Origin of the sequence: Spiroplasma endosymbiont of Clivina fossor, from assembly GCF_964031115.1 — a bacterium.
Taxonomy (GTDB): domain Bacteria; phylum Bacillota_I; class Bacilli_A; order Mycoplasmatales; family Nriv7; genus Nriv7.
The window spans coordinates 1,876,550-1,899,983 of sequence record NZ_OZ035006.1 but is presented as its reverse complement, the minus strand read 5'-3'; the positions used below and the strand labels follow the sequence as shown (position 1 = coordinate 1,899,983).

The 23,434-nt window shown below is 25.8% G+C and carries 33 protein-coding genes; 4 read left to right on the top strand and 29 right to left on the bottom strand.

Annotation, left to right across the window (positions count from 1 at the left end):
• Nucleotides 1-21: 21 nt before the first annotated feature.
• The 11 genes from AAHM82_RS11525 to AAHM82_RS11475 all read right to left on the bottom strand — a co-directional run bounded on the left by AAHM82_RS11525 (nucleotide 22) and on the right by AAHM82_RS11475 (nucleotide 5,992).
• Nucleotides 22-441, bottom strand: coding sequence for a hypothetical protein (locus tag AAHM82_RS11525; protein ID WP_342264026.1), 420 nt, complete (start codon nucleotides 439-441; stop codon nucleotides 22-24).
• A 53-nt stretch (nucleotides 442-494) separates the two neighbouring features.
• Complete coding sequence (locus AAHM82_RS11520; RefSeq protein ID WP_342264025.1) at nucleotides 495-2,369, bottom strand: hypothetical protein; 1,875 nt, start codon at nucleotides 2,367-2,369, stop codon at nucleotides 495-497.
• Nucleotides 2,362-2,748 carry a hypothetical protein gene (locus AAHM82_RS11515; protein ID WP_342264024.1) on the bottom strand — a complete coding sequence of 129 codons (387 nt, stop codon included), beginning with the start codon at nucleotides 2,746-2,748 and terminating at the stop codon, nucleotides 2,362-2,364. Before AAHM82_RS11515 ends, AAHM82_RS11520 begins: the two co-directional genes overlap by 8 nt.
• Before the next feature lie 2 nt (nucleotides 2,749-2,750).
• The gene (locus AAHM82_RS11510; RefSeq protein ID WP_338967003.1) at nucleotides 2,751-2,996 is read right to left on the bottom strand and encodes a hypothetical protein; all 246 of its coding nucleotides are present in this window, start codon (nucleotides 2,994-2,996) and stop codon (nucleotides 2,751-2,753) included.
• Between the two features lie 9 nt (nucleotides 2,997-3,005).
• Nucleotides 3,006-3,332, bottom strand: coding sequence for a hypothetical protein (locus AAHM82_RS11505; protein ID WP_342190102.1), 327 nt, complete (start codon nucleotides 3,330-3,332; stop codon nucleotides 3,006-3,008).
• A gap of 13 nt (nucleotides 3,333-3,345) precedes the next feature.
• The gene (locus AAHM82_RS11500; RefSeq protein ID WP_342264023.1) at nucleotides 3,346-4,329 is read right to left on the bottom strand and encodes a hypothetical protein; all 984 of its coding nucleotides are present in this window, start codon (nucleotides 4,327-4,329) and stop codon (nucleotides 3,346-3,348) included.
• Nucleotides 4,330-4,366: 37 nt separating this feature from the next.
• Nucleotides 4,367-4,609: a hypothetical protein gene (locus AAHM82_RS11495; RefSeq protein ID WP_342264022.1), complete on the bottom strand. Its 243-nt coding sequence runs from the start codon at nucleotides 4,607-4,609 to the stop codon at nucleotides 4,367-4,369.
• A gap of 15 nt (nucleotides 4,610-4,624) precedes the next feature.
• Nucleotides 4,625-4,819 (bottom strand): hypothetical protein, encoded by a 195-nt coding sequence (locus AAHM82_RS11490; RefSeq protein WP_342264021.1) that lies wholly within the window; start codon nucleotides 4,817-4,819, stop codon nucleotides 4,625-4,627.
• A 200-nt stretch (nucleotides 4,820-5,019) separates the two neighbouring features.
• The gene (locus tag AAHM82_RS11485) at nucleotides 5,020-5,232 is read right to left on the bottom strand and encodes a hypothetical protein (RefSeq protein WP_215825617.1); all 213 of its coding nucleotides are present in this window, start codon (nucleotides 5,230-5,232) and stop codon (nucleotides 5,020-5,022) included.
• A gap of 30 nt (nucleotides 5,233-5,262) precedes the next feature.
• Nucleotides 5,263-5,457, bottom strand: a complete 195-nt coding sequence (locus AAHM82_RS11480) for a hypothetical protein (protein ID WP_342263421.1) — start codon at nucleotides 5,455-5,457, stop codon at nucleotides 5,263-5,265.
• 202 nt (nucleotides 5,458-5,659) lie between these two features.
• Entirely contained in the window at nucleotides 5,660-5,992 is a 333-nt protein-coding gene (locus AAHM82_RS11475) for a hypothetical protein (RefSeq protein WP_342223612.1), read from the bottom strand.
• 296 nt (nucleotides 5,993-6,288) lie between these two features.
• Between AAHM82_RS11475 and AAHM82_RS11470 the strand changes: the two genes are divergently transcribed.
• Together AAHM82_RS11470 and AAHM82_RS11465 are read left to right on the top strand one after the other, a co-directional pair.
• Entirely contained in the window at nucleotides 6,289-7,425 is a 1,137-nt protein-coding gene (locus tag AAHM82_RS11470) for an IS256 family transposase (protein ID WP_342264020.1), read from the top strand.
• Between the two features lie 231 nt (nucleotides 7,426-7,656).
• On the top strand, nucleotides 7,657-8,637 hold the full coding sequence (locus AAHM82_RS11465; protein WP_342263439.1) for an IS1/IS1595 family N-terminal zinc-binding domain-containing protein: 981 nt from the start codon (nucleotides 7,657-7,659) through the stop codon (nucleotides 8,635-8,637).
• A 144-nt stretch (nucleotides 8,638-8,781) separates the two neighbouring features.
• Here AAHM82_RS11465 and AAHM82_RS14870 read toward each other — a convergent pair whose 3' ends face one another.
• The 15 genes from AAHM82_RS14870 to AAHM82_RS11395 form a co-directional block, all read right to left on the bottom strand.
• A complete protein-coding gene (locus AAHM82_RS14870; RefSeq protein WP_342264845.1) occupies nucleotides 8,782-9,174 on the bottom strand; it encodes a transposase family protein in 393 nt (130 codons plus the stop codon).
• The gene (locus AAHM82_RS14865; RefSeq protein ID WP_425288985.1) at nucleotides 9,171-9,611 is read right to left on the bottom strand and encodes a helix-turn-helix domain-containing protein; all 441 of its coding nucleotides are present in this window, start codon (nucleotides 9,609-9,611) and stop codon (nucleotides 9,171-9,173) included. The genes AAHM82_RS14870 and AAHM82_RS14865 overlap by 4 nt, the downstream gene beginning before the upstream one ends.
• Before the next feature lie 170 nt (nucleotides 9,612-9,781).
• The gene (locus AAHM82_RS11455; RefSeq protein ID WP_342264018.1) at nucleotides 9,782-10,498 is read right to left on the bottom strand and encodes an IS1/IS1595 family N-terminal zinc-binding domain-containing protein; all 717 of its coding nucleotides are present in this window, start codon (nucleotides 10,496-10,498) and stop codon (nucleotides 9,782-9,784) included.
• A 343-nt stretch (nucleotides 10,499-10,841) separates the two neighbouring features.
• The gene (locus AAHM82_RS11450) at nucleotides 10,842-12,062 is read right to left on the bottom strand and encodes an IS256 family transposase (RefSeq protein WP_342263365.1); all 1,221 of its coding nucleotides are present in this window, start codon (nucleotides 12,060-12,062) and stop codon (nucleotides 10,842-10,844) included.
• Nucleotides 12,063-12,414: 352 nt separating this feature from the next.
• Nucleotides 12,415-12,918, bottom strand: coding sequence for a hypothetical protein (locus AAHM82_RS11445; RefSeq protein ID WP_342264017.1), 504 nt, complete (start codon nucleotides 12,916-12,918; stop codon nucleotides 12,415-12,417).
• A 41-nt stretch (nucleotides 12,919-12,959) separates the two neighbouring features.
• Nucleotides 12,960-14,843 (bottom strand): hypothetical protein, encoded by a 1,884-nt coding sequence (locus AAHM82_RS11440; RefSeq protein WP_342264016.1) that lies wholly within the window; start codon nucleotides 14,841-14,843, stop codon nucleotides 12,960-12,962.
• Between the two features lie 265 nt (nucleotides 14,844-15,108).
• Entirely contained in the window at nucleotides 15,109-15,729 is a 621-nt protein-coding gene (locus AAHM82_RS11435; protein WP_342264015.1) for a hypothetical protein, read from the bottom strand.
• Between the two features lie 4 nt (nucleotides 15,730-15,733).
• On the bottom strand, nucleotides 15,734-15,982 hold the full coding sequence (locus AAHM82_RS11430; RefSeq protein ID WP_215826579.1) for a hypothetical protein: 249 nt from the start codon (nucleotides 15,980-15,982) through the stop codon (nucleotides 15,734-15,736).
• A gap of 2 nt (nucleotides 15,983-15,984) precedes the next feature.
• Nucleotides 15,985-16,269 (bottom strand): hypothetical protein, encoded by a 285-nt coding sequence (locus AAHM82_RS11425; RefSeq protein WP_342264014.1) that lies wholly within the window; start codon nucleotides 16,267-16,269, stop codon nucleotides 15,985-15,987.
• A 6-nt stretch (nucleotides 16,270-16,275) separates the two neighbouring features.
• A complete protein-coding gene (locus AAHM82_RS11420; protein ID WP_342263457.1) occupies nucleotides 16,276-17,259 on the bottom strand; it encodes a hypothetical protein in 984 nt (327 codons plus the stop codon).
• 24 nt (nucleotides 17,260-17,283) lie between these two features.
• Nucleotides 17,284-17,616, bottom strand: coding sequence for a hypothetical protein (locus tag AAHM82_RS11415; RefSeq protein ID WP_339025423.1), 333 nt, complete (start codon nucleotides 17,614-17,616; stop codon nucleotides 17,284-17,286).
• Nucleotides 17,617-17,694: 78 nt separating this feature from the next.
• Nucleotides 17,695-17,925: a hypothetical protein gene (locus AAHM82_RS11410; protein ID WP_339024861.1), complete on the bottom strand. Its 231-nt coding sequence runs from the start codon at nucleotides 17,923-17,925 to the stop codon at nucleotides 17,695-17,697.
• Nucleotides 17,926-17,928: 3 nt separating this feature from the next.
• The gene (locus AAHM82_RS11405) at nucleotides 17,929-18,072 is read right to left on the bottom strand and encodes a hypothetical protein (RefSeq protein WP_339025424.1); all 144 of its coding nucleotides are present in this window, start codon (nucleotides 18,070-18,072) and stop codon (nucleotides 17,929-17,931) included.
• A gap of 17 nt (nucleotides 18,073-18,089) precedes the next feature.
• Nucleotides 18,090-18,311, bottom strand: a complete 222-nt coding sequence (locus AAHM82_RS11400; RefSeq protein ID WP_339025425.1) for a hypothetical protein — start codon at nucleotides 18,309-18,311, stop codon at nucleotides 18,090-18,092.
• A 2-nt stretch (nucleotides 18,312-18,313) separates the two neighbouring features.
• Nucleotides 18,314-18,640 (bottom strand): hypothetical protein, encoded by a 327-nt coding sequence (locus AAHM82_RS11395; RefSeq protein ID WP_215826943.1) that lies wholly within the window; start codon nucleotides 18,638-18,640, stop codon nucleotides 18,314-18,316.
• Between the two features lie 618 nt (nucleotides 18,641-19,258).
• On the opposite strand from AAHM82_RS11395, the gene AAHM82_RS11390 reads away from it, so the two are divergent.
• Together AAHM82_RS11390 and AAHM82_RS11385 are read left to right on the top strand one after the other, a co-directional pair.
• Nucleotides 19,259-19,411 (top strand): hypothetical protein, encoded by a 153-nt coding sequence (locus tag AAHM82_RS11390; RefSeq protein WP_342264013.1) that lies wholly within the window; start codon nucleotides 19,259-19,261, stop codon nucleotides 19,409-19,411.
• On the top strand, nucleotides 19,374-20,222 hold the full coding sequence (locus AAHM82_RS11385; RefSeq protein ID WP_342264012.1) for an IS1/IS1595 family N-terminal zinc-binding domain-containing protein: 849 nt from the start codon (nucleotides 19,374-19,376) through the stop codon (nucleotides 20,220-20,222). Before AAHM82_RS11390 ends, AAHM82_RS11385 begins: the two co-directional genes overlap by 38 nt.
• 139 nt (nucleotides 20,223-20,361) lie before the next feature.
• Here the strand turns inward: AAHM82_RS11385 and AAHM82_RS11380 are convergent, their stop codons facing one another.
• The 3 genes from AAHM82_RS11380 to AAHM82_RS11370 form a co-directional block, all read right to left on the bottom strand.
• Nucleotides 20,362-20,892, bottom strand: a complete 531-nt coding sequence (locus AAHM82_RS11380; protein WP_342264011.1) for a hypothetical protein — start codon at nucleotides 20,890-20,892, stop codon at nucleotides 20,362-20,364.
• Nucleotides 20,893-21,002: 110 nt separating this feature from the next.
• Complete coding sequence (locus tag AAHM82_RS11375) at nucleotides 21,003-21,503, bottom strand: EamA family transporter (protein WP_342264010.1); 501 nt, start codon at nucleotides 21,501-21,503, stop codon at nucleotides 21,003-21,005.
• A 34-nt stretch (nucleotides 21,504-21,537) separates the two neighbouring features.
• Complete coding sequence (locus AAHM82_RS11370; protein WP_342264009.1) at nucleotides 21,538-23,415, bottom strand: hypothetical protein; 1,878 nt, start codon at nucleotides 23,413-23,415, stop codon at nucleotides 21,538-21,540.
• Nucleotides 23,416-23,434: the final 19 nt, after the last annotated feature.

Sequence of the window (23,434 nt, the reverse complement as noted above, 5' to 3'; positions counted from 1 at the left end):
TCAAGAATATTTATTAAATTACTAATTTTTATTAGGCATTTCAGCAAAGAATGAAGTTATATAATGTTTAAAATCGTGTAGTTTATCCACTAATCCAATTGTAATTTTTACATTGACAATTTCTGATATAGTATAAATATCTGTTTTAAATCCACTACCAGGAGTATTAAAAGATTGTAATGTTCCATTTTTTTTATAAAAATTAAACGCAGAAATTCAGTTTTTATAACCAAACAAACGAAGTCGGTTAGGATATTCAAACTCAACATCACTAGGCCAGGTAAAACCGCTTTCACTTATATCTAATCAATAATCACCGTGATGAATTAATTTAGTTTTCTTCAAACTGGGAAATTGCAGTTTTTTTTCAAAAACACTAGAACTACATCCAAAAATAAACATTACACAAATTGAATTTAAAGCTAATAAAAATTTTCGCATAAAGAAAAATCCTCCTTTCAAAGGAATTATATTATAAAAAATAATGGCAATATTTAAGAAAACTTTTTTAATATCATTAGCAAAATTGCTAAGGGCACTACAAATTCAAATAACATCTGAAATGCCGGAATAACTTCAAATACTGGGAAAGCAGTTTTCGTAAAATTAATTGTTGTTTTGGCAATATCAGCAAGAGGACGAATTAAAAGATTAATTCCAGAAAGACCAAGTAATCAATTTAACACACTAACAGAAGCGTGTTGAATGCCACACGATATGGCACTAAATAAACCTCAATAAGAACAATTGGGTGTAGGAATTAAGTCATCCATATTTCCGCTTATTCCGCCACCAATAAAAGCTGTTGAATTCAAAATGTTAAAATCGTATAAAGAATAATAATATTCAGTGCTTTCGTTTTTCTTTTTATATAGTGGGAAAGTTAGTGTAAAAATATTAATTCCATACATGACATCAACTTTGGCATTGTAAAAATGCAATTTATTGCTAGTAATATTCCATAATTGATTATCATATGCTTTTAACACATTAAAATCTATTTGATAAGAACTTTTACCAGTATTAAAACCATTGGCAATTTGTTTATCTTTAACAAAGAAATAGGAACGAAAAATCATATTCTTACTATTTTCCATTGTTGAACCAAAGTTAATTAAATACTGTTTGGGATAAAAAGTAATTAAGGAACGATAGAAAAAGCCCATTTGTAAAACATTTTTAGGAATTTGTTGCATTCCTTTGTAATCTAATTCTACATAAGTAGAGGCATCTGTATCAAAACTCGCATAAAAGAATTGTACGAAAAAACCACCTAAAACTTTATAAATTTTGTTAAATAAACCATTAATAAAATCAATAGTTAAATCTTTTTGGTAATAAAGCATAAAATCTTTAAAATCAACTTTTAATTTATCATCATAGCGTAAAAAATGGAAGGTATTACCATAATAATTAACTTGTCCAAAAAAAGTATTGATAAAATCTATTCCAAAACTTGTTCGCGAGCCAGATTTTCAAAGTGATTTACCATTTTCTAAAAACTCATTATTACCCATAATGCTACCATATTCAGTTTTTATAGTAATAACATCACCAAAACTAGAAAAGGAAAGTTCTCTAAAAATAACTTTTTGCATCATATCAGGTTTAGGATATGAATTTTTGCGACTTAAATTAAATTTACTATTTTGTTTAAAACCATTTAATTTAATTGAAATTTCACTCATATATTTAAAATTATCGTCAAAGAAATTAAAAATAGGGACTCAATATAAGTAACTGTAATTAAATTTATCAAAATCTCGGCGTTGTATCATTAAATAATCAAGTTTATCTTGAAACTTAGTATATTGATATTCGCCATCATTTTTATTTATTTCCGTAGGTAACGGTTGCTCGTTATCTTTCTCTGGTAAAGGGGGCATTTCCGCTGAGAATGAAGTTATATAATGTTTAAAATCGTGTAGTTTATCCACTAATCCAATTGTAATTTTTACATTGACAATTTCTGATATAGTATAAATATCTGTTTTAAATCCACTACCAGGAGTATTAAAAGATTGTAATGTTCCATTTTTTTTATAAAAATTAAACGCAGAAATTCAGTTTTTATAACCAAACAAACGAAATCGGTTAGGATATTCAAGCTCAACATCACTAGGTCAGGTAAAACCACTTTCACTTATATCTAATCAATAATCACCGTGATGAATTAATTTAGTGTTTTTTAAACTAGCAAACTTTAACTCACAACTATTACCACATTGACTGGGATTTGTAGCTCGTTTTTCTCGTTTCATAAAGGATTGTTCCATATTAGGTTTTGGTGGTTGTTTTGTATCAAAGAACACCCCTAATGGCACCAAACCAATAAACATTATAATAAATCAAGAAATAATCTTATGCATCTCATCACGACTTAAAACTCTCTTTTATTGCTTTAAAAGCATGAGAAAATTTATATTCATAATATAATGGACATTCAGAAATATTAATAACTTCTTTTTGATGTTTTCTAACTACTTTATTAAAATAAAAACGCTTAATAATTAACTTAACAACTGTCATTAACAAATAAACCATTAATAATCAAAAATACACCTTAAAAAATACACTTTGAAAATTTAATGGTATAAAATCTTTAAAAAATTTATCCCCTTTAATTTGAAGGACCGTTAAAAATATTCAAATTATAATAACAACACTATGAAGTATAATAAAAAAATGTATAAAACCTAAAACGCTTTTAAATCATTTAATACCTAATATTTTCTTTAATTTTTTCATTTTTAACTCCTTAAAATTAAATATATTGTCGATAAAATACAAATCGTTCCTAAAATTTGGAAAATCGGATGTTGAGAAAATAACCTTATCATTGGTTTAAACAAATCTAAAATTTTAATATTATTTGATAGAACTTTATTAAAATATTCTAAACCCTCACGCACATAGGCTCATAAACCTAAAAAGTCATTTAAAGCAAAAATAGAAAAAACAGCAACAAGAATAAATAAAATTATCAATTTAAACATTTTAAAAACCTACCTTTTTATTCGCCGTCCATGTTGATTAACTCACGGTCTATTTTTAGGACTATTACCACTGAATTTCTTAATTGGACCACTAGATGATTTTTTCTTTGCTCCTCAATTAGCAACTGATTTTTGATATTTTTTACGAAAACCAACTTTTGGTCGTTCAATATGAATACCTAAAATACCACCAATTACAAGATTTATTACAAGCATAATTAGCGGAAAAATAATAATGCGAATATCTGTTCCCGGAATGGTTAAAGTTCAAATTAAATCAAAAACTTTATAAAACATATCGCCAATCAAACTAGCCATTTTTTCTAAGTTTTCCATTTTTTAAACTCCTTTACTTGTTTTTCTTCTTCAGATTATTTTTTAACTTAGTAAGTATCTTACTAAATTTTTCCATTTTTAAATATTCTAATGCTTCAATATCCATTACATTATCATTTCAAAATTTATGTTGATAATTATCGTTCAAAGCACGATTACTTAATTCACGCAAGAATGATAAATATTTATTATCATAAAGATTTAAAATTGACATCGGAATTTTCAATTTAAAGAAATAAATATCTAATTCCGGAATGCTACGATACTTGATTTTGCGACCTTTTTTATCATTTTTTGCATTAATTAGAGTTAATCGTCATTGTTCGTATTCGCTTACCGATTTAAAAGTGCCATAAACAACTTGCAAATAGGGTCGGAAAATACTAACCGGTTTTTTTCTAATGCCAACAATTATTGAATTCGCAATATCACGAACTTTAACTCATATATGTTCAGCTCGTTGTCCGCTTGCTAATACGATATGGGTAAATTGGCGAGCCGAAGCGAAATATTCTTGTAAACCTTGGGTTACTCTATCATTTTCTTTATAGTCAGTTCCTTCTAAAAATAAGTTAGTTTCATCTCATAACAGCAAATGCTTTTCTTCTAATATCGGATAATTATAATCTAATAAAGACATATGCCCTAATGAAAGCATTTGTTTATCCGTAATCGGAAAAGTAGAAATCGTTTTTCAACCACTTAATAAGTAAGAAGCTAAAACCATTAAAGCGGTTTTTCCGGTTCCTAAGGCACCAATTACTAAATTTAAAGGTGAATTTAATAAGAAATTAATAAAACTACGACGAGCAAAAAAATGAGAAATTTTAGTATATAAAATATACAAAGCAATTAATAAATAAATAATATCAAATAACATTCGTCAACTTTGAGGATTATAATAATACAAAATCGCACCATAGAATCACGCAATAATAAATAAAGTGCGATTTAAAGCGACAAAATCATATAATCTTAAATTTATTTTTTTAAACAATAACATCACTTAAATCACACTTTCTTTATTTTTATTACTATCTGCCAGGCATTAATTTTTCAAACATTTTGAAAGCGATTAAAAATAAACCAATAATCACGCCAAGCAAGAAAACTCAATATGTAGCAAAGAAATTAACGACATTTGGCATATTACCACCAATAATATCAGTTCAAATATTAGCAAATGCTTTAATTAATGCTTTTCATAAGTTATTAACCGCTTGTTCACCAGTAATTACTCCTGGTGTATTTCCTTCTACTAAGAAATTTATTAACATATAATCACCCCCTTTCTAAACAAAATATGATTTAACCTTATAAAATAAAATAACCATAAATAAGACAGTGAATACTAATACCATTCAAAAGGCAATATTTGCTATTAAAAGTCAAAGTGGTTCTTTGGTTAAATTAATTTCTTTACCAGAAACTCACGCCGGAATAGTTGTAATTTGGATAAATAAATCTCAAAAATACAATTTTGTCATTTCTCAATCTAAATCTTTTCAAGCAACTAAAAACATAATAATTACCGCTTAAAAGGTCAAAAGAGTAGAAAAATAATGGCCGAAAACAACATTACAATTATTAAAATTGAAAACAAAAATACAACTTGGGGTGGTAAATCAGCAGTTGGGTAAATTAATTCAATTAATTCAATAATTATTTTTTTAAACATTTTCTAAACCTACTTTTTAATTTCTTTTTCATCTTGTTCTAATAAATTTCGCTTAAACTTTGCAATAAATATTCGTTGTGAATAAGTAAAATCTTTTGGCAACTGTTTTGCTTCACTACCGTATTTCTTTTTATCTTTAAAAAACCGATAAATATTAACCGCAATATAATATGCTAGTAATAATGTTAAAATCGTAAAAAACACTAATCCAAATATACTCATCTTTCTTTTCTCCTTAATTTTCTAATTAATTTATTTTTTTAAACAATTATGTTCAACAAAATCAAAACAAAGTCAATTATCACCAACTAAATCAGTTCTAACAGAATCAACTGCAGATTTAGACGCTCAAATTTTTTGTTCTAATCCGGTTTTTTTATTAATAGAATATATAAACTCTTGACAATAATCTTTGCCAGGCTCATCCACACTAACTCACATTTTCATTTCTAAAACTCCAAAATTAATTTTTTTACTACATTAAATCAAAAAATGCAATAACTTAGTTAAATAACTCAAACTAACATTGATAATTAACGGGCGGAGCATACGCTTTCCGCACCGTTTAAACACCTTAAAAACCAACCTAAATTTTTTTAAACTATAATATTTTTCTTTACCTCTATTCTTAAAATGCCTTAAAACACCTTTAAAATGAATTTTTAAAATAATTAAAACTTACATCCTTTTTAGCAATCTCTTTCTCCGCAACAAAAAAACCTAACAACTCATGACCTAAAATCAAACTAGATTCTTGACCTTTCTTATTATTAACTAAAACCAACTGATACTCACCATCTTTAATTATTCCGATACAAATAGAATTCTCATATTTTCCTTTATAAACAAATCGTTTTGAAAACCAAATACCAGTAGATTCATACAATCAGGGAATTGCTGGTGCTTTAATAAGTACTGCATTTTGCGTTTCTTTCAAAAGATATTTTTCAGTATTTAAAAAAATATTTTCAATATTTCTCATATACATACCACCCTTACAATATTTAGTTATATTAACTTAGTTATATTTAACTTAGTCTTTTAACTTAGTTCAATATATTTCTCTTTAAACTCTTTCTTTAAACTAAATTAACATAACTTGTTAGTAAACTTCGTTTACTAAAAAACTTAGTTTATCAACAACAAGGCACAAAAAAATACAAGGCATAACTAAAAATAATAAATATTAATTTAACCTTATATTTCTTGTAATAAATAAATGAGCTCGTATTTATTTATTAATTAAAAGCAAGTTTGTAGAAACCAAAATCTTGTCATATGTATATGGTTTCTACAATTTTTCAGGAATTTACCAAAAAATTAACTGAACGAATGTTAAATACGGAAATTAAAGATTATCTTGAAACTGATGAGAATCATAATAAAAGAAATGGCAACACACAAAAAACCATTATTACTAAAAATGGTTCAATCGCAATTGATGTACCAAGAGATCGAAATAGTACTTTTGAACCAGTAATTATTCCGAAAAGACAAAGAAGATTTGATAACTTTGATCAAAAAGTAATTTCTTTATATGCAAGAGGAATGACAATTTCTGATATCAAAGCACAATTGCAAGAATTCTATCACGGAGCAGAAATTTCAGAAAGTTTAATTAGTCAAATAACTGATGATGTTATTGAAGAAGTTAAAATATGACAAACTAAACCTTTAGAGAAGATTTATCCGATTGTTTATTTTGATTGTATTGTTGTTAAAGTAAAGCAAGATAAACGAATAATAAATAAAGCAGTTTATCTTGCCTTAGGGATTAATTTAGATGGTTTAAAAGATATTTTAGGAATGTGAATTAGTGAGAATGAGGGAACCAAATTTTGACTTAATAATCTTACGGAAATGAAAAATCGTGGGTTACAAGATATTCTTGTTGCTTGTAGTGATAATTTAACTGGGATGTCTGATGCAATAGAAGCTGTTTTCCCAAAAACACAGCATCAATTATGCATTGTTCATCAAATTCGCAATAGTTTAAAATTTGTTCCTTACAAAGATCGCAAACTTGTAGCTAATGATTTAAAATCAATTTATACAGCAATTAATGAAGAAATAGCGTTAATTGCTTTAGATCATTTTTCTGAAAAATGAAATAAAAAGTATCCACAAATTACTAAATCATGAAAAAATAACTGAAATAATTTAATAATTTTTCTTGAATATCCTCAGGAATTTAGAAGAATTATTTACACAACTAATGCGATTGAATCTGTTAATAGTCAATTAAGAAAAGTCATTAAGAATAAAAAGATTTTTCCTAATGACGCATCAGTTTTTAAAATATTTTATTTAGCATTTCAAAATATGGTTAAGAAATGAACGATGCCAATTCAAAATTGGGGTAGTGCAATTTCACATTTAATGATAAAATTTGAAGACAGAGTGAATTTAAGTTAATTACTTAGAGACACAGTTAATTGTACAGCCCCAGATTGTAATTTACTGATTTTATTTAAGTTACGAAACTAGCTTCAGGATTAATTGTTGTTTTAGTTACACATAAAGTAGAATTTGTTTGTTTTGCTACTAAAAAATATAATTTTTTTTAATTTTGTCGAAAACTCTTGATATTTATTGAATATACTTAATTTTAGGTATATTTTAATATGATAGAGGTGGATAATAATTATGGAAAAAATAATTCAAGAACTAGTAAATACTTTAACAGATGATCAATTTTTAGAATTTTATGAAAAAGTCAAACAACAAGCAGAATTAATAAAAAAACAAAAACGGTTAAATGAAATTGATCAAAAATTTAGAGCGCAAGGTATTAAATGCCCTAAATGTGAATCTTACCATTGCGTTAAAAATGGACATAATTCAGAAGGAAAACAAAAATATTTATGTAAAAATTGCCGTGCAAGTTTTGACGCTTTTCGTAATCATTTTATTTATTGAAGTCATTTAAATTATGAACAATGAAATTTATTGATTCAAATTTCATTGCTGGGGCAATCTAGTAAAACAATTTCTCGTTTTATTAAAACTACATTAAAAACTGCTTGATATAATCGTCAAAAATTAATGAAATCAAAACAATTAGAAAATACCCAATTAAAATTTAAAAAATTATCTGGTAAAATCCAAATCGATGAAACATTTATTAAAGAAATCCATAAAGGAAATTTCAAATATAAAACTGATCCACGAAGAATTCACCTTGACCCATTCGCAACTAATACTAAATGCTGTATTCAAATGGCAATTGATAATAATAACAATATTTATGTTAAATCCACAAACACCAAACGTTTACAAAAACAATGAGTTATTGAAAATATGAACAAAGAATTAATTAACGAAAATTCAATTATTACTTCTGATATGCAAAAATTATATTTTTTAGTAGCAAAACAAACAAATTCTACTTTATGTGTAACTAAAACAACAATTAATCCTGAAGCTAGTTATCGTAACTTAAATAAAATCAGTAAATTACAATCTAGTCTTAAAGAAGCCTTAATTCATTATCATGGTTTAGGTTTTACTAATATTCAAAATTATTTAAATCTCTGAAAATGAAAATACCAACATAAGGGTTTAACTCCAAACCAACAAACAGCGGTATTATATTTTAATAGACTTCTTGCAAAATTAATATGATAATTATAATTTTTAAATTTAAAATAAATATAAAAGTGTTATTAAAATAATTTTTAGATTATTTTTACAAATATTTTGTCATTAAAACATAATAAAAATTATTATTTACAATAAAAAAAGACTGAAATTTTAAATTATCAAATATATTTAAACTAATAGTTGTAAATTATAAATTGAAGCTATTAAATTAAATCTTAAAGCAAATCTTTTTCTACGATTTCGATATTTTTCACTAATAATTTTAAATTTTTTAAGTATAGCAAAAACATTTTCAATAACAATTCTCATTTTTGAAATTCGCTCATTATTTTGCTTTTCTTCTTTATTTAAAGGGTTTTTCTTTGATTTTCTTTTAGGAATTAAAACATTATGATTAATTTTTTGTATGCCTTGATAACCTAAATCCACTAAAACAGTTGTTTCTGGTAAAAATTTAATTTTTGAATCTTTTAAAATTTTAAAGTCATGGTTTTTACCATAAGAAAAATCAGAACTAATAATTTTTTTACTATCTTTTTCAATTATAACTTGTGTTTTTATTGTGTGTTTTTTCTTTTTTCCTGAGTAGTGCTGTTTTTGTCTTTTTTTGGGCGTTGGATTTGGCTTTCAGTTACATCAATTATAACAGTCTTATCTTTGAAATGATCTTTTAATAGTGATTTTTGACCAGTAAGTTGTTGAAAATTAGGGTGTTTTATTAAAGTGTCTTCAATTCATTTGATATTTCTATAACAACTACTTTCACTAATATCATAACTTTTTGCAATATGAAAATAAGTTCTATATTCTCTTCAATATTCTAAAGTCATTAAAATACGATTTTCTAATGATAATTTATTGGTTCTTCCGCGACGAAATCTCTTTTTTAATTCTTCTATTTTTAAAATTTCTAGCATTTTATTAAAAGTAGTATGTTTAATACCAGTTAATCTTAAAAAATTTTTATCACTTATTTGATTATTTTTTTTAAATTTCATTTAAATTCCACCTTTTTATTAAAAACAACAATTCAATTATATTTTAAATTAATTTTGCAAGAAGTCTAATGTATAAAAAAGTTAAAGTAAAAATAGTAATTTTACATAAAAGCCTTTTAAAATTATCAAGTTGATGATTTTTTTTATTTTATCAAGAGTTTTCGACAAAATTAAAATAATTTTTGCATATCAGAAGTAATAATTGAATTTTCGTTAATTAATTCTTTGTTCATATTTTCAATAACTCATTGTTTTTGTAAACGTTTGGTGTTTGTGGATTTAACATAAATATTGTTATTATTATCAATTGCCATTTGAATACAGCATTTAGTATTAGTTGCGAATGGGTCAAGGTGAATTCTTCGTGGATCAGTTTTATATTTGAAATTTCCTTTATGGATTTCTTTAATAAATGTTTCATCGATTTGGATTTTACCAGATAATTTTTTAAATTTTAATTGGGTATTTTCTAATTGTTTTGATTTCATTAATTTTTGACGATTATATCAAGCAGTTTTTAATGTAGTTTTAATAAAACGAGAAATTGTTTTACTAGATTGCCCCAGCAATGAAATTTGAATCAATAAATTTCATTGTTCATAATTTAAATGACTTCAATAAATAAAATGATTACGAAAAGCGTCAAAACTTGCACGGCAATTTTTACATAAATATTTTTGTTTTCCTTCTGAATTATGTTCATTTTTAACGCAATGGTAAGATTCACATTTAGGGCATTTAATACCTTGCGCTCTAAATTTTTGATCAATTTCATTTAACCGTTTTTGTTTTTTTATTAATTCTGCTTGTTGTTTGACTTTTTCATAAAATTCTAAAAATTGATCATCTGTTAAAGTATTTACTAGTTCTTGAATTATTTTTTCCATAATTATTATCCACCTCTATCATATTAAAAATATACCTAAAATTAAGTATATTCAATAAATATCAAGAGTTTTCGACAAAATTAAAAGTAATTTTAATTAATTACTGGTTTTTATTTTGATAAAATAAAAAGGAGAAAAAAAGAAAGAGCCTGCCCAAAATTCTGTGTCTCAATAATTCATTCTGAATTCTATTTAAAAGAAGGAGAACAGAAAATGACAAAAAAATAAAAAAAGAACCTGATGCAATTGATAAAGTTGTGATGGTTGTTGATTATTTTTTAGAAGTAAAATTTGAGGACAGAGTGAATTTAGGGACTGTACAATTAACTGTGTCTCTAAGTAATTAACTTAAATTCACTCTGTCCTCAAATTTTATCATTAAATGTGAAATTGCACTACCCCAATTTTGAATTGGCATCGTTCATTTCTTAACCATATTTTGAAATGCTAAATAAAATATTTTAAAAACTGATGCGTCATTAGGAAAAATCTTTTTATTCTTAATGACTTTTCTTAATTGACTATTAACAGATTCAATCGCATTAGTTGTGTAAATAATTCTTCTAAATTCCTGAGGATATTCAAGAAAAATTATTAAATTATTTCAGTTATTTTTTCATGATTTAGTAATTTGTGGATACTTTTTATTTCATTTTTCTGAAAAATGATCTAAAGCAATTAACGCTATTTCTTCATTAATTGCTGTATAAATTGATTTTAAATCATTAGCTACAAGTTTGCGATCTTTGTAAGGAACAAATTTTAAACTATTGCGAATTTGATGAACAATGCATAATTGATGCTGTGTTTTTGGGAAAACAGCTTCTATTGCATCAGACATCCCAGTTAAATTATCACTACAAGCAACAAGAATATCTTGTAACCCACGATTTTTCATTTCCGTAAGATTATTAAGTCAAAATTTGGCTCCCTCATTCTCACTAATTCACATTCCTAAAATATCTTTTAAACCATCTAAATTAATTCCTAAGGCAAGATAAACTGCTTTATTTATTATTCGTTTATCTTGCTTTACTTTAACAACAATACAATCAAAATAAACAATCGGATAAATCTTCTCTAAAGGTTTAGTTTGTCACATTTTAACTTCTTCAATAACATCATCAGTTATTTGACTAATTAAACTTTCTGAAATTTCTGCTCCGTGATAGAATTCTTGCAATTGTGCTTTGATATCAGAAATTGTCATTCCTCTTGCATATAAAGAAATTACTTTTTGATCAAAGTTATCAAATCTTCTTTGTCTTTTTGGAATAATTACTGGTTCAAAAGTACTATTTCGATCTCTTGGTACATCAATTGCGATTGAACCATTTTTAGTAATAATGGTTTTTTGTGTGTTGCCATTTCTTTTATTATGATTCTCATCAGTTTCAAGATAATCTTTAATTTCCGTATTTAACATTCGTTCAGTTAATTTTTTGGTAAATTCCTGAAAAATAGTATTGCCTTTAAATAAATCTTGTGGATTATCAATATTTTCTAAAAAATAATCAACAACTTTATCAATTGCGTCAGGTTCTTTTTTTATTTTTTTTGTCATTTTCTGCTCTCCTTCTTTTAAGTATAATTCAGAATGAATTATCGAGACACAGAATTTTGGACAGGCTCTATTTAGAACAATAACTTTAATTAAAACAAGCCCAACAAGTTTAAATTTCTTGTGATAAAATAAGAATAATATTTACACCAGTAATTTTAATTAATTACTGGTTTTTATTTTGTCAAAATAAAAAGGATAAAAAATGAAAAAAGTTGAACTGCCCAAATGAACGATGTCAATTCAAAATCGAGGTAGTGCAATTTCACATTTAATGATAAAATTTGAGGACAAAGTGAATTTAAGTTAATTACTTAGAGACACAGTTAATTTTGTACGAGCCCCCTTTCGTATTTTAATTTGTTTCTGATTGTGCATTAAATTCTATCATTTTTCACCAGTTTCATGTTACGCCAGCAAAAGTATCTTTTTGATACTCAAATTTTATTTTAATATTTTTTATTTTAATATTTTGTTTTTGTTCTTTTTCAACTTCTGTTCATTTTGTATTTATTTGTAATTCGTTAAGTTTTTTAATAATATTAACTTGATTTTGATTTATATAACTTTGAATTCGTCCTTTATTGTTCCATAATTCTTCTATAGGATTTATGGGTTTTATTCCTGATTGCTTCTCTATATCATTTAATAAAAATTGTAATTCTGTTTTTCACGCCGATGCAGGTTTATAAGGAGTTTCATTTTTTCATATTGTAAATTCTGCTTTTGTTAAGTTAATTTCAGACACTTGATTACTTTTTTTACTGTCTGAGAGCGTTGGTTTATTTATTTTTTTAGAGCACGCAGTTACGGGCAATATTGTTAATCCTAAAATAGCCATTATACTTAAAATTTTCATTTTTTAACTCCTTTATTTTTTTCAATATATATATATATATATTATATAAAAATTCTTAATTTCATTAGAAAGATGGCAAAACCGATTAAAAATTGAAAGGTATAGTAAAAAGCTGGTACCGTTTTAAAAATTGGAAAAATAGCAGTTGAAAAGTTAACTGTTGCTTTTGCAATAATTGCTAACGGTCGCAAAATCGTGATGATTTGTGAGGCGGTGAGTATTCAGTTTATCATTTTGATACCAGCATTCTGAATGGCACATCCAATATCATTAAAAGTTGGTATTCATCGTCCGGAATATTTGCAATTTGCCGGCGGAATTAAATCGTCTCATTCACTGTTATTTAAACCATCAGGGATAAAGGCTGTTGAATTTAAGACATTAAAGTCATAAATTTTAAAATTGTAGTTAGAGATATTACCTTTGTGATAAAGCGGAAAAGTTAAGGTAAAAATATTAATACCATAACGAATATCAATATCGGTATTGAGATAATTAATACTGTTAGCGGTTTTGTTGGTTGGCAAGGTAATCAGTTTATTATCATAAGATTTAAGGACATTAAAATCAATTTGATAAATACTATTGGTGTTGTTAATAGCATTGTAATTATCTTGGTGCATTTTTTTGTCAAAAGTAAAGAAATAACTTCTTAGTAATAATTCTGAGTTTCCTATAATATTTACTAAGTATTTTTTGGGATAAAAGGTAATTAATGAACGATAAAAGAAACCGATTTGAATAAAGTAATCCTTCTTATAGTTTTCTATACCCTTAAAATCAATTTCAGTATGAGTTTTTTCGTCCATATCAAAAGTCGCATAAAATAAACTAGCAAAGAAATTGCCGAGAATTTCATAGATTTCATCAAAAACATTTTTGTAATCGCTGTCGTTAATACTAGGAATGTTATTTTTAAAATATAAGTAAATATCATTTTTTAAATCGGGGTCATAGCGCAAAAAACTAAATCTAACATTGAGGTAATTTAAGGTACCAAAAAGATACTTAATTAGGTAATAATCGTTAGTACTTTTGGTATCATATTTTCAGATTTCGGTTTCACCGTGTAGTAATTGCAAATAGTTATTACCTGCGATTAAGGTTTTATTAAAAGCTTTAATTTTTAAAATATTCTTATTAATTTCATCTTCACTACTAGAAGTCTTATGATAAAAATAGCTTTCATTTTTAAAGCCGTGGTTTTTAATTGTGAATTCTTTATAGTAACCTTTTTCTAAGGTGTCAATAAAATTAAATACTGGTGTTCAATAAAGATAAGAGTAATTAAATTTGTCAAAATCACCACGATGAATCATTAAATAGTCAAGGTTCTCAATGACATCGTTATAGTTGTGGTTGCCATCAAAGTTAGTGATTGTTTCTGGTAAATCAATATCAGTCGTAGGTTTGGCTTTCAATTGTGCATCAAGTTCTAGAATTTTTCACCAGTTTCATTTTACACCGGCAAAAGTATCTTTTTGATACTCAAATTTTATTTTAATATTTTTTATTTTAATATTTTGTTTTTGTTTTTTTTCAACTTCTGTTCATTTTGTATTTATTTGTAATTCGTTAAGTTTTTTAATAATATTAACTTGATTTTGATTTATATAACTTTGAATTCGTCCTTTATTATTCCATAATTCTTCTACAGGATTTATGGGTTTTATTCCTGATTGCTTCTCTATATCATTTAATAAAAATTGTAATTCTGTTTTTCACGCCGATGCAGGTTTATAAGGAGTTTCATTTTTTCATATTGTAAATTCTGCTTTTGTTAAGTTAATTTCAGACACTTGATTGTTTTGTCTTTTGTTTCTAATTAGTGATTGTGTTGTTATTTCGTCATTGTTAATGTTTTGGAGAATGGCAAAAATGTTATTGAAACCAATAATTAACACGGTAAATATTTTCATAAACATTTTTATCACTCCTCTTTAAAATATTTTATTTTTCATTGTTCTTTTTTCTTTAATTTTTTTAATAAGCCACTCAATGCTACAATTTATAATTACCGCTATTGTAATGCATATATCTAAATATCCTAGTATCATAAGTGAAATTAATGCTTCAAATTTTTCATATAATAATTTCAAATCATTAATTTCCAATTTTAAAAATGGAATGAAAAAGATAGTAATCATAAAAATGTAAGGTAAGATTCTCCATCAATATTTTTTTAAAGAATTAATGAGCTTGTTTGATTTCATTTTTCAAGGCTCTTTTTGCTTTGATTTTTTGAATAATCAAGCGGATTAATTTTTCAAATTTAATTGCAAAATATATTGCTCCGCCTCATCAAAAAACAAATATTCCTGCTAGCATAATACCACTATTGAACTTGCCAAAGAAATCAACCATTTCTTTATTCATAAAATCATTAAATTCGTTACTTGTTCCAGTTATTCATTTAGTATCCATTGCTGTTAATGCACAAATTAATAAACTTATAAAGATGAAAATGATACTTAATACTATTTTTAACCACTGCTTTTTAAAAGAATTTTTAATTTTTAATCTTAATGGTGTTTTTTCTTTTGAATTATCTTTTTTAAATAATTTTCCTAAAAGTTTTTTCATTTTAATTCTCCTTTCGTGTTTAAAAATTTTTAATTTTTGGTTTTTAATTATTAAGTCTGATTTTTGATTAATATGAATAGTATTTCACTTTTCTAATTCTAAAATTTCTTTATTTTTTTCCATTATTATGTATTTAAGAATATTAACACTATTTTCTAATATGACATTAGCAATTTTTAATTTGTCATTCTCTGTTTCTAATTCTTGTTTTTTAGTTCATTTTTCCATTTTTTTACCTACCTTTAATTACAATAAATAAGGCAATAAGTACACAAGTTACACCAAGAATCGTAAAAATTGGGTGTTGCGAAAATGTTCGTGCCATTGGTTTAAATAGTTCTAAAATTGTTAAATTGCTAGTAATAAACTTTTGGAAATTGGCAAGCCCTTCGCTAATATAATTCGTTAAAGTTTCAAAATGACTACCAGCCAATAATCCAAGAACAGTTATTAAAATAAAAATAATAATTAGTTTAAACATTTTTAGTTACCTTGTTTTGTTTTTATTGATTTTATTTGTTTTTTAGCTTTTCCTCACGCACTTAAGCGCCCCTTATTTTTAATCGCATATTGGCGTTGTTTTTCTAAATTAACTTGTTGACTACCAAATCCGAGAATAATTGCCATAAGAAATTCTACAGCCAGCGTTAAGAATAAAGGAAATATTAGTTGAATATTCGTTCCCGGCACTTCAAGACTTCAAATTAAATCAAAAACTTTATAAAGCATTTGGGCGAGAAAGTCGGCCATTTTTGCGAGATTTTCCATTTTTTATTATTCCTTTTCTTTCATTTTTCTTAAAAATTTGCTAAATTTATCCATTTTTAAATATTCCAAGTCTTCTAAATCAATTGCTGTGTCATTATAGTATTTGTCTTCATAGTCAGGATTCACTTTTGCATTTAAGTAATCTCTTAAAAACGCTAGGTAAAAAGAATTGTAAGTGTTTAATATCGGTAAAGGAATTTTTAGTTTAAAAAAATAAATATCAAGTTCAGGAATATCGCGATATTTAATGCGACGACCCTTTTTACTATTTTTAGCATCAATTAAGGTGTTTCTTCAGCGTTCATATTCTTCAATGCTCGTAAACGTACCATAGATGACTTTTAAGTAGGGACGAAAAATATTAACGGGTTTTTTACGAATGCCCACAATCACATTATTGGCAATATCACGAACTTTAACTCAAATATGTTTATCTCTTTGACCACTAGCGAGAACAATATGACCAAAATGGCGTGCCAGAGCGAAATATTCTTGAATACCGGTTTCTTCGTTTTTGGTATTATTTTTTTCCCAATCCGTTCCTTCTAAAAATAAATTGGTTTCATCTCATAACAGTAAGGTTTTGTCTGGTAATACCGGATAATCAAAGTCTAACAATCCCATATGTCCTAAACTTAATTTTTGGGTTTCTAGTAATGGAAAGGTTGATGCGATGTGATATTTCTTCTTTTTTAATAATTTTGATGCGTATACTAGAAAAGCAGTTTTTCCAGTTCCTAATGAACCAATAACAATATTTAATGGTGAGTTTTTTAAGAAATTAATAACTTTGTTAATTTGTGTTAAATTACCGATTTTAAAAAGGAAAATTAAAATACAACCCGCTAAAAATAAATAGCTTACAATGTTTTTAAAATAACCGTTGTAAATGTATCAAATTGCTCCCCAATGTCATAAAATTAAAAATGAGGTGCGATTCAATTCAATAAAATGGTTATTTTTTTCTATTACTCATTTGCAAAATTTCATCTTGCACCTCACTTTATTTTTTTCTTATCGTACTGCCCCAAGTAATTTTTCAAACATTTTAAAGCAAATAAAGAATATTGCCAAAATAAATGGAAAAATGAAGATTCAGTAGTCAGCAAAGAAGTTACCGACTTGTGGCATATTAACAGCAATAATATCTCACATTTTAGTAAACGCTGTCATAATTGCATTTCATAATTTAGTCATCGCATCACTAGCTGTTATTTTTTCTGCTGTTGCTGGTGCATCGGCCAAGAAAGTTCCAATCATATAATCACCTCCTTTCTCTTTAAAACATTCATCATTTATATTCAAAGTTTTTCTTAAATTTGTTAAAACCACGGTTAACCTTAACACTATTGTATTTTTTCCTAATTAATTTTGAATTTCTTTGGGAATGCATCACAATGTAACTTCTTGACATTACTTTTGCCTCTATCTAAATACTGATATTGTTTTTCAAAGTAACATTAGAATAAATCACACCATAATCGCTGTTAGGAGTCAAAAAGCAATGTTTGCTATTAAAAGCCAAAGTGGTGTTTCGGTTAAATCAATTTCTTTACCACCAGTAATGTGAGCCGGAATAGTTGTAATTTGAATAAATAAATCTCAGAAAGTTTGTTTAATTTGTTCTCAATTAAATTCTTTTAAATTTACCGTCATTTTTTATTTCCCAAAAATCATTTTTATTGGTAAATACATAATTGAAATTAATGCGAAAAGAAAAGTAATGATAATAATTAAACCGGCAATAAACGCAACTTGTGCAGGCATTTTTTCTATCGGAATAAACAGTTTTAAAAATTCCATAATAATTTCTCAAAACATTATTTTTTATCCGCGTTATTTTCTTTTGAATTAGGAGCTTTAACTCATTCTTCAAAGCGAGCAATAAATACTTTTTCGTCTTTCGTGAAATTACCAGCATTATTTTTAATGGCATTTTTATATTTAATTCGCATTTTTATTTTGGCATAAATTTTATAAGCAAAATATGCCAATAACATTATGCAAATAATAGTAAATATTATTCCAATCGCAATATTCATTTTTAAACTCCTTTAAAATAGTTATAATTTGTATCTTTTTTATTGTTTTCTTTTTCGGCAATGAAAAAACCTAATAATTCTTGTCCCTTAATTAATTTGGTTTCTTTTTCTTTTTGATTAATCGAAATTACTTGATATTTACTATCTTTTATTATTCCAATGCAAATTGAATTTTCATATTTTCCTTTATAAACAAATCGCTTTGGAAACCAAATGCCGATTTGTTCATTAAATCATGGAATTTTTGGTGCTTTAATAAGCATTGCGTTTTGTGTTTCTTTTAAAAGATATTTCTTAGTATTTAAGAAAATGTTTTCAATGTTTTTCATAATAAATTACCTTTCTTATGAATAAACTAAGTTATATTAACTAAGTTTTAGTTAACTTAGTTTTTTAAACACTTATATATCGCAGATTTAAGTGTTTAACAAGCTTTGTTAGTAAATTTTGTTTTTTTAATTAGATAAAGATTTTAATAATTTTAAACTTAGTATATCCCTATATAGAAATTTCTACACTTTAACATCCGCATCCTACCCTTGGAACTAATTTAATAGCGTGTATATTTTTAGGAAATCCACCCATTCATTTTTTTATTGCAAAACGAAACAAATTGCTATAGCTAATAGGATGTTATCTATTAACTGGTAAACTTCTTTTGGTTATGGCGACCACCCACAATTTATCGTGCTTTAATACATACCAACATTATTAACTCACTTGTATTTAATTTTCAAAGAACAAATTTTTAACATCTTATAAAATAAAAAGACAATCATTGCTGACTGTCTTAATACTTATTCAAATCTTTTCCTACCTAACAAAACTTTATGCGTCCATATAAATGAAGCAGTTATTTTTTTTTAATTTTGTCGAAAACTCTTGATATTTATTGAATATACTTAATTTTAGGTATATTTTTAATATGATAGAGGTGGATAATAATTATGGAAAAAATAATTCAAGAACTAGTAAATACTTTAACAGATGATCAATTTTTAGAATTTTATGAAAAAGTCAAACAACAAGCAGAATTAATAAAAAAAAAACAAAAACGGTTAAATGAAATTGATCAAAAATTTAGAGCGCAAGGTATTTAAATGCCCTAAATGTGAATCTTACCATTACGTTAAAAATGGACATAATTCAGAAGGAAAACAAAAATATTTATGTAAAAATTGTCGTGCAAGTTTTGACGCTTTTCGTAATCATTTTATTTATTGAAGTCATTTAAATTATGAACAATGAAATTTATTGATTCAAATTTCATTGCTGGGGCAATCTAGTAAAACAATTTCTCGTTTTATTAAAACTACATTAAAAACTGCTTGATATAATCGTCAAAAATTAATGAAATCAAAACAATTAGAAAATACCCAATTAAAATTTAAAAAATTATCTGGTAAAATCCAAATCGATGAAACATTTATTAAAGAAATCCATAAAGGAAATTTCAAATATAAAACTGATCCACGAAGAATTCACCTTGACCCATTCGCAACTAATACTAAATGCTGTATTCAAATGGCAATTGATAACAATAACAATATTTATGTTAAATCCACAAACACCAAACGTTTACAAAAACAATGAGTTATTGAAAATATGAACAAAGAATTAATTAACGAAAATTCAATTATTACTTCTGATATGCAAAAATTATATTTTTTAGTAGCAAAACAAACAAATTCTACTTTATGTGTAACTAAAACAACAATTAATCCTGAAGCTAGTTATCGTAACTTAAATAAAATCAGTAAATTACAATCTAGTCTTAAAGAAGCCTTAATTCATTATCATGGTTTAGGTTTTACTAATATTCAAAATTATTTAAATCTCTGAAAATGAAAATATCAACATAAGGGTTTAACTCCAAACCAACAAACAGCGGTATTATATTTTAATGTATAAAAAAGTTAAAATAAAAATAGTAATTTTACATAAAAGCCTTTTAAAATTATCAAGTTGATGATTTTTTTTTATTTTATCAAGAGTTTTCGACAAAATTAAAAAAAAATATAAAAAAGTGAACTTGTGAACTAATTACATATTATTTCAACTCCATTGGAGGTGTTCACGCATCTTTATTCTTTTTTAAAAATTTTTCATTAAAAAGCAACAATATTAATCCAATAAGCACTGGAACTAAAAAGAGATAATATTCTCATTGCGTCGCACCCAAATACAAATCTTTAATTTGCATATCTAAAACATTAGATTGAATAATACCAAAATTACAATTAGTAACTTTATATAAACCAAAAATTGCTAAAGAAAGCAATGGCGTTCATAACAACATCACCAATTGAGCAGCAATTCCATAAGAACCATTTAAAATTTTAATACTGCGAAAAAATAAAATTCGCCCAATTGCAATCGCAAAACTAGAAATGATAATAAATAAAAATGTTAACCCCATCAATTCACCAAAAATTCTAAATTGAACTCAGCCTTCATAACCATAACCCCCACCTATTACCGAAACTATTGGTAAAACAAAAATTAACATTATCCACGATGAACTAAACGCTTTTAAAATTAACGCCTCTTTCTCATTAATTTTATTTTTAGACTTACTCATTGCAAAATGAAGAATTGTTGATTCAATTGCATATAAAATTGCCGTTAATAATGACAAAATAATTGCCCAAGTAGCTTTTACTCACGGTTGAATATCACTAGGATCAGAACTTAATATTGTTTTATTAAACTCAGTAATAATTTGTCAAATAACTCTAAACCAATAACCGCTAAAGATGTTAAAAGTAGTCCAACCCAAGCAATAAAAGATAATCTTTCTTCTAATAATAACCTTGATAATAAAGTCGTAAAAATTGGAGCAATATTTACTAACACTGTTGCCGTAGCACTCATTTGGGCTGCTAATTGAATTGATAAAATATATAATACTTGTGCAATCGGACCACCAAAAATACCAGCAATAATTACAATCATTCCTAACATACTTTTAGTATTTTTCCAAATTTGTTTTAAAAACTTTAATGGCTTATTAGTAAGACAAACAACTAAAATTCAAGAAACAAATTCTTGCACTGTTGCTAAAATAAAACTATTTAATGCTCGCGTATCTAAAAAAATAATTAGTAACGGTGCTAATGAATACATAAAAGCTGAAATAACACCAATTCCTGTACCCGTAAGTAACTCTCTCCTGCTTCGTAAAATGAACATTAAATTTTTGTAAACTCATTTTTTTCTCCTTAAATTAATTTTTACTTGTTAATGTATAAACTGCTTGTTGCTTATTTTTATTATTTGTTCGCTGATTATCTTTTAATTTATCTTCGGCTTCAATACTATGAACTTTAATTTTATCGGGATCATTAAAAGCGATCAATTCATCTTTTGTATAAAAATCATCTTTATTTTTCAATTGTTTTTTTAAACGAACAATAATCCAATTAGTTAATGAACTTCGTGATAATATCGCCATTAACTGCAAAGGTTCAGTAATCGCTGCTAATAACATAATCTCCGGAACAGAAATAACAAGAATTAACATAAATAATTTTATAATTCCTTTAATTCCTAATTGTGACGATAATTGTTCATAGTTAGCAAATTGATAATAAGGATTAGAAAAAATTAATTTATAAGCAATAACAATTGAAAAAATCATTGGAATAACAATAATTGCCAAATTCTTTCATCAAAACCGAGCATTACTATTATATGTTAAATACTTCCAAGTATAACTACTACTATAAATTCAACGATAAAATAACCCAAAAGTTGTTGATAATACTAAAGCATAAATTGTTAACTGTGCATCTTTTAAATAATATGTAAAAACTGACCCTAAAATTAAACTAATAATCAAACTAATAACCACTTGTATATAAGCATGCTTCGTAGTTTCACGATGTCTTCCCGCGCCATAAATTAAAATACTCGCCGGTTCACTTATCATTAATAATGCTGAATTAATAGCAAAAATTAACGATAAATGTGGGGTATCAAAAATAGTCTTAATCGCAATATTCTCAAACTCTGGATTACTAGAACTTCTAACAGTTGCTAGCATTTGGACCTTCAATTCACCATATAAACCATTAACAAAATATGGTGACATAATAAACTGCACAACAAACATAAAAGCAGCCACCATATAAGCAAACAATTCAAATTTAACAAATGTATTCCAACGAATTCTTCCTTGATAAGAAATTCATGTACCAAAAAAGTCTTTAAAAGAAGTAATAAATAATAACATAATTACTCTCATATTTATCGCCACCGTCATATATATGGAATACGCTGACGCTGTACGAAAACCAATAAATAAAGCAATTAAAACAAAATCAATATTATTAAAAATTGCTACCGCATAACTTTTAACCGCAACATAGTTACTCTCTTGCAATAATTTATCATTTTTAGTTCACTCTTTAGTTTGCAATCATGGATATTTTAATTTCACATAAATATAAATTAAAATTGACTTAATAATTCCATGAAAAATATAAACTAAAAATGGTAAATAAGCATTGGGATTACCATTTCTAGCACTAATCCACATTCACAAAATAACACCTGTAAAAACTAATAAATCACAAGTTAAATGCACAATTCGATTAAAATAATTACCATTATCTGCTTGAATTAAATTTTCATAAGCACCAACAATGAAAAATGAAATTAAATTTTTTAATGACAACGATATAATAATAATTCATAATTGTCAAAACGACATCACTTGAATAACATCATCAGTAATAGTTTCACTAACATTATTTCAATAAGCATATAAAGAAAACCCTAAACCTAAAAAAACAACTAATGATAAATAAATTATCCCCGTTTTAATATAATTATTTTTAATCGTACCCACAATATCATTAACAGTAATTCAATCTTTCTTTGCTAAAGGATGATACAAATAAAAAATTCCCATAATTCCTAAACTACTCTCAGCCAAACCAATAGTAAATGAAATTGCCATAATAGTTCGTACTAATCCATTCATCTTCGCCCCATAATATTTAATTATTAAATAAATAAGAACAAACTGAAAAACTGAACCTAAAAATGTTCCAATAATTCCTAACAGTGTATTAAAAAAACTTTTGCTTGTTGAATACATTAGCCATTCCCCTTTAATT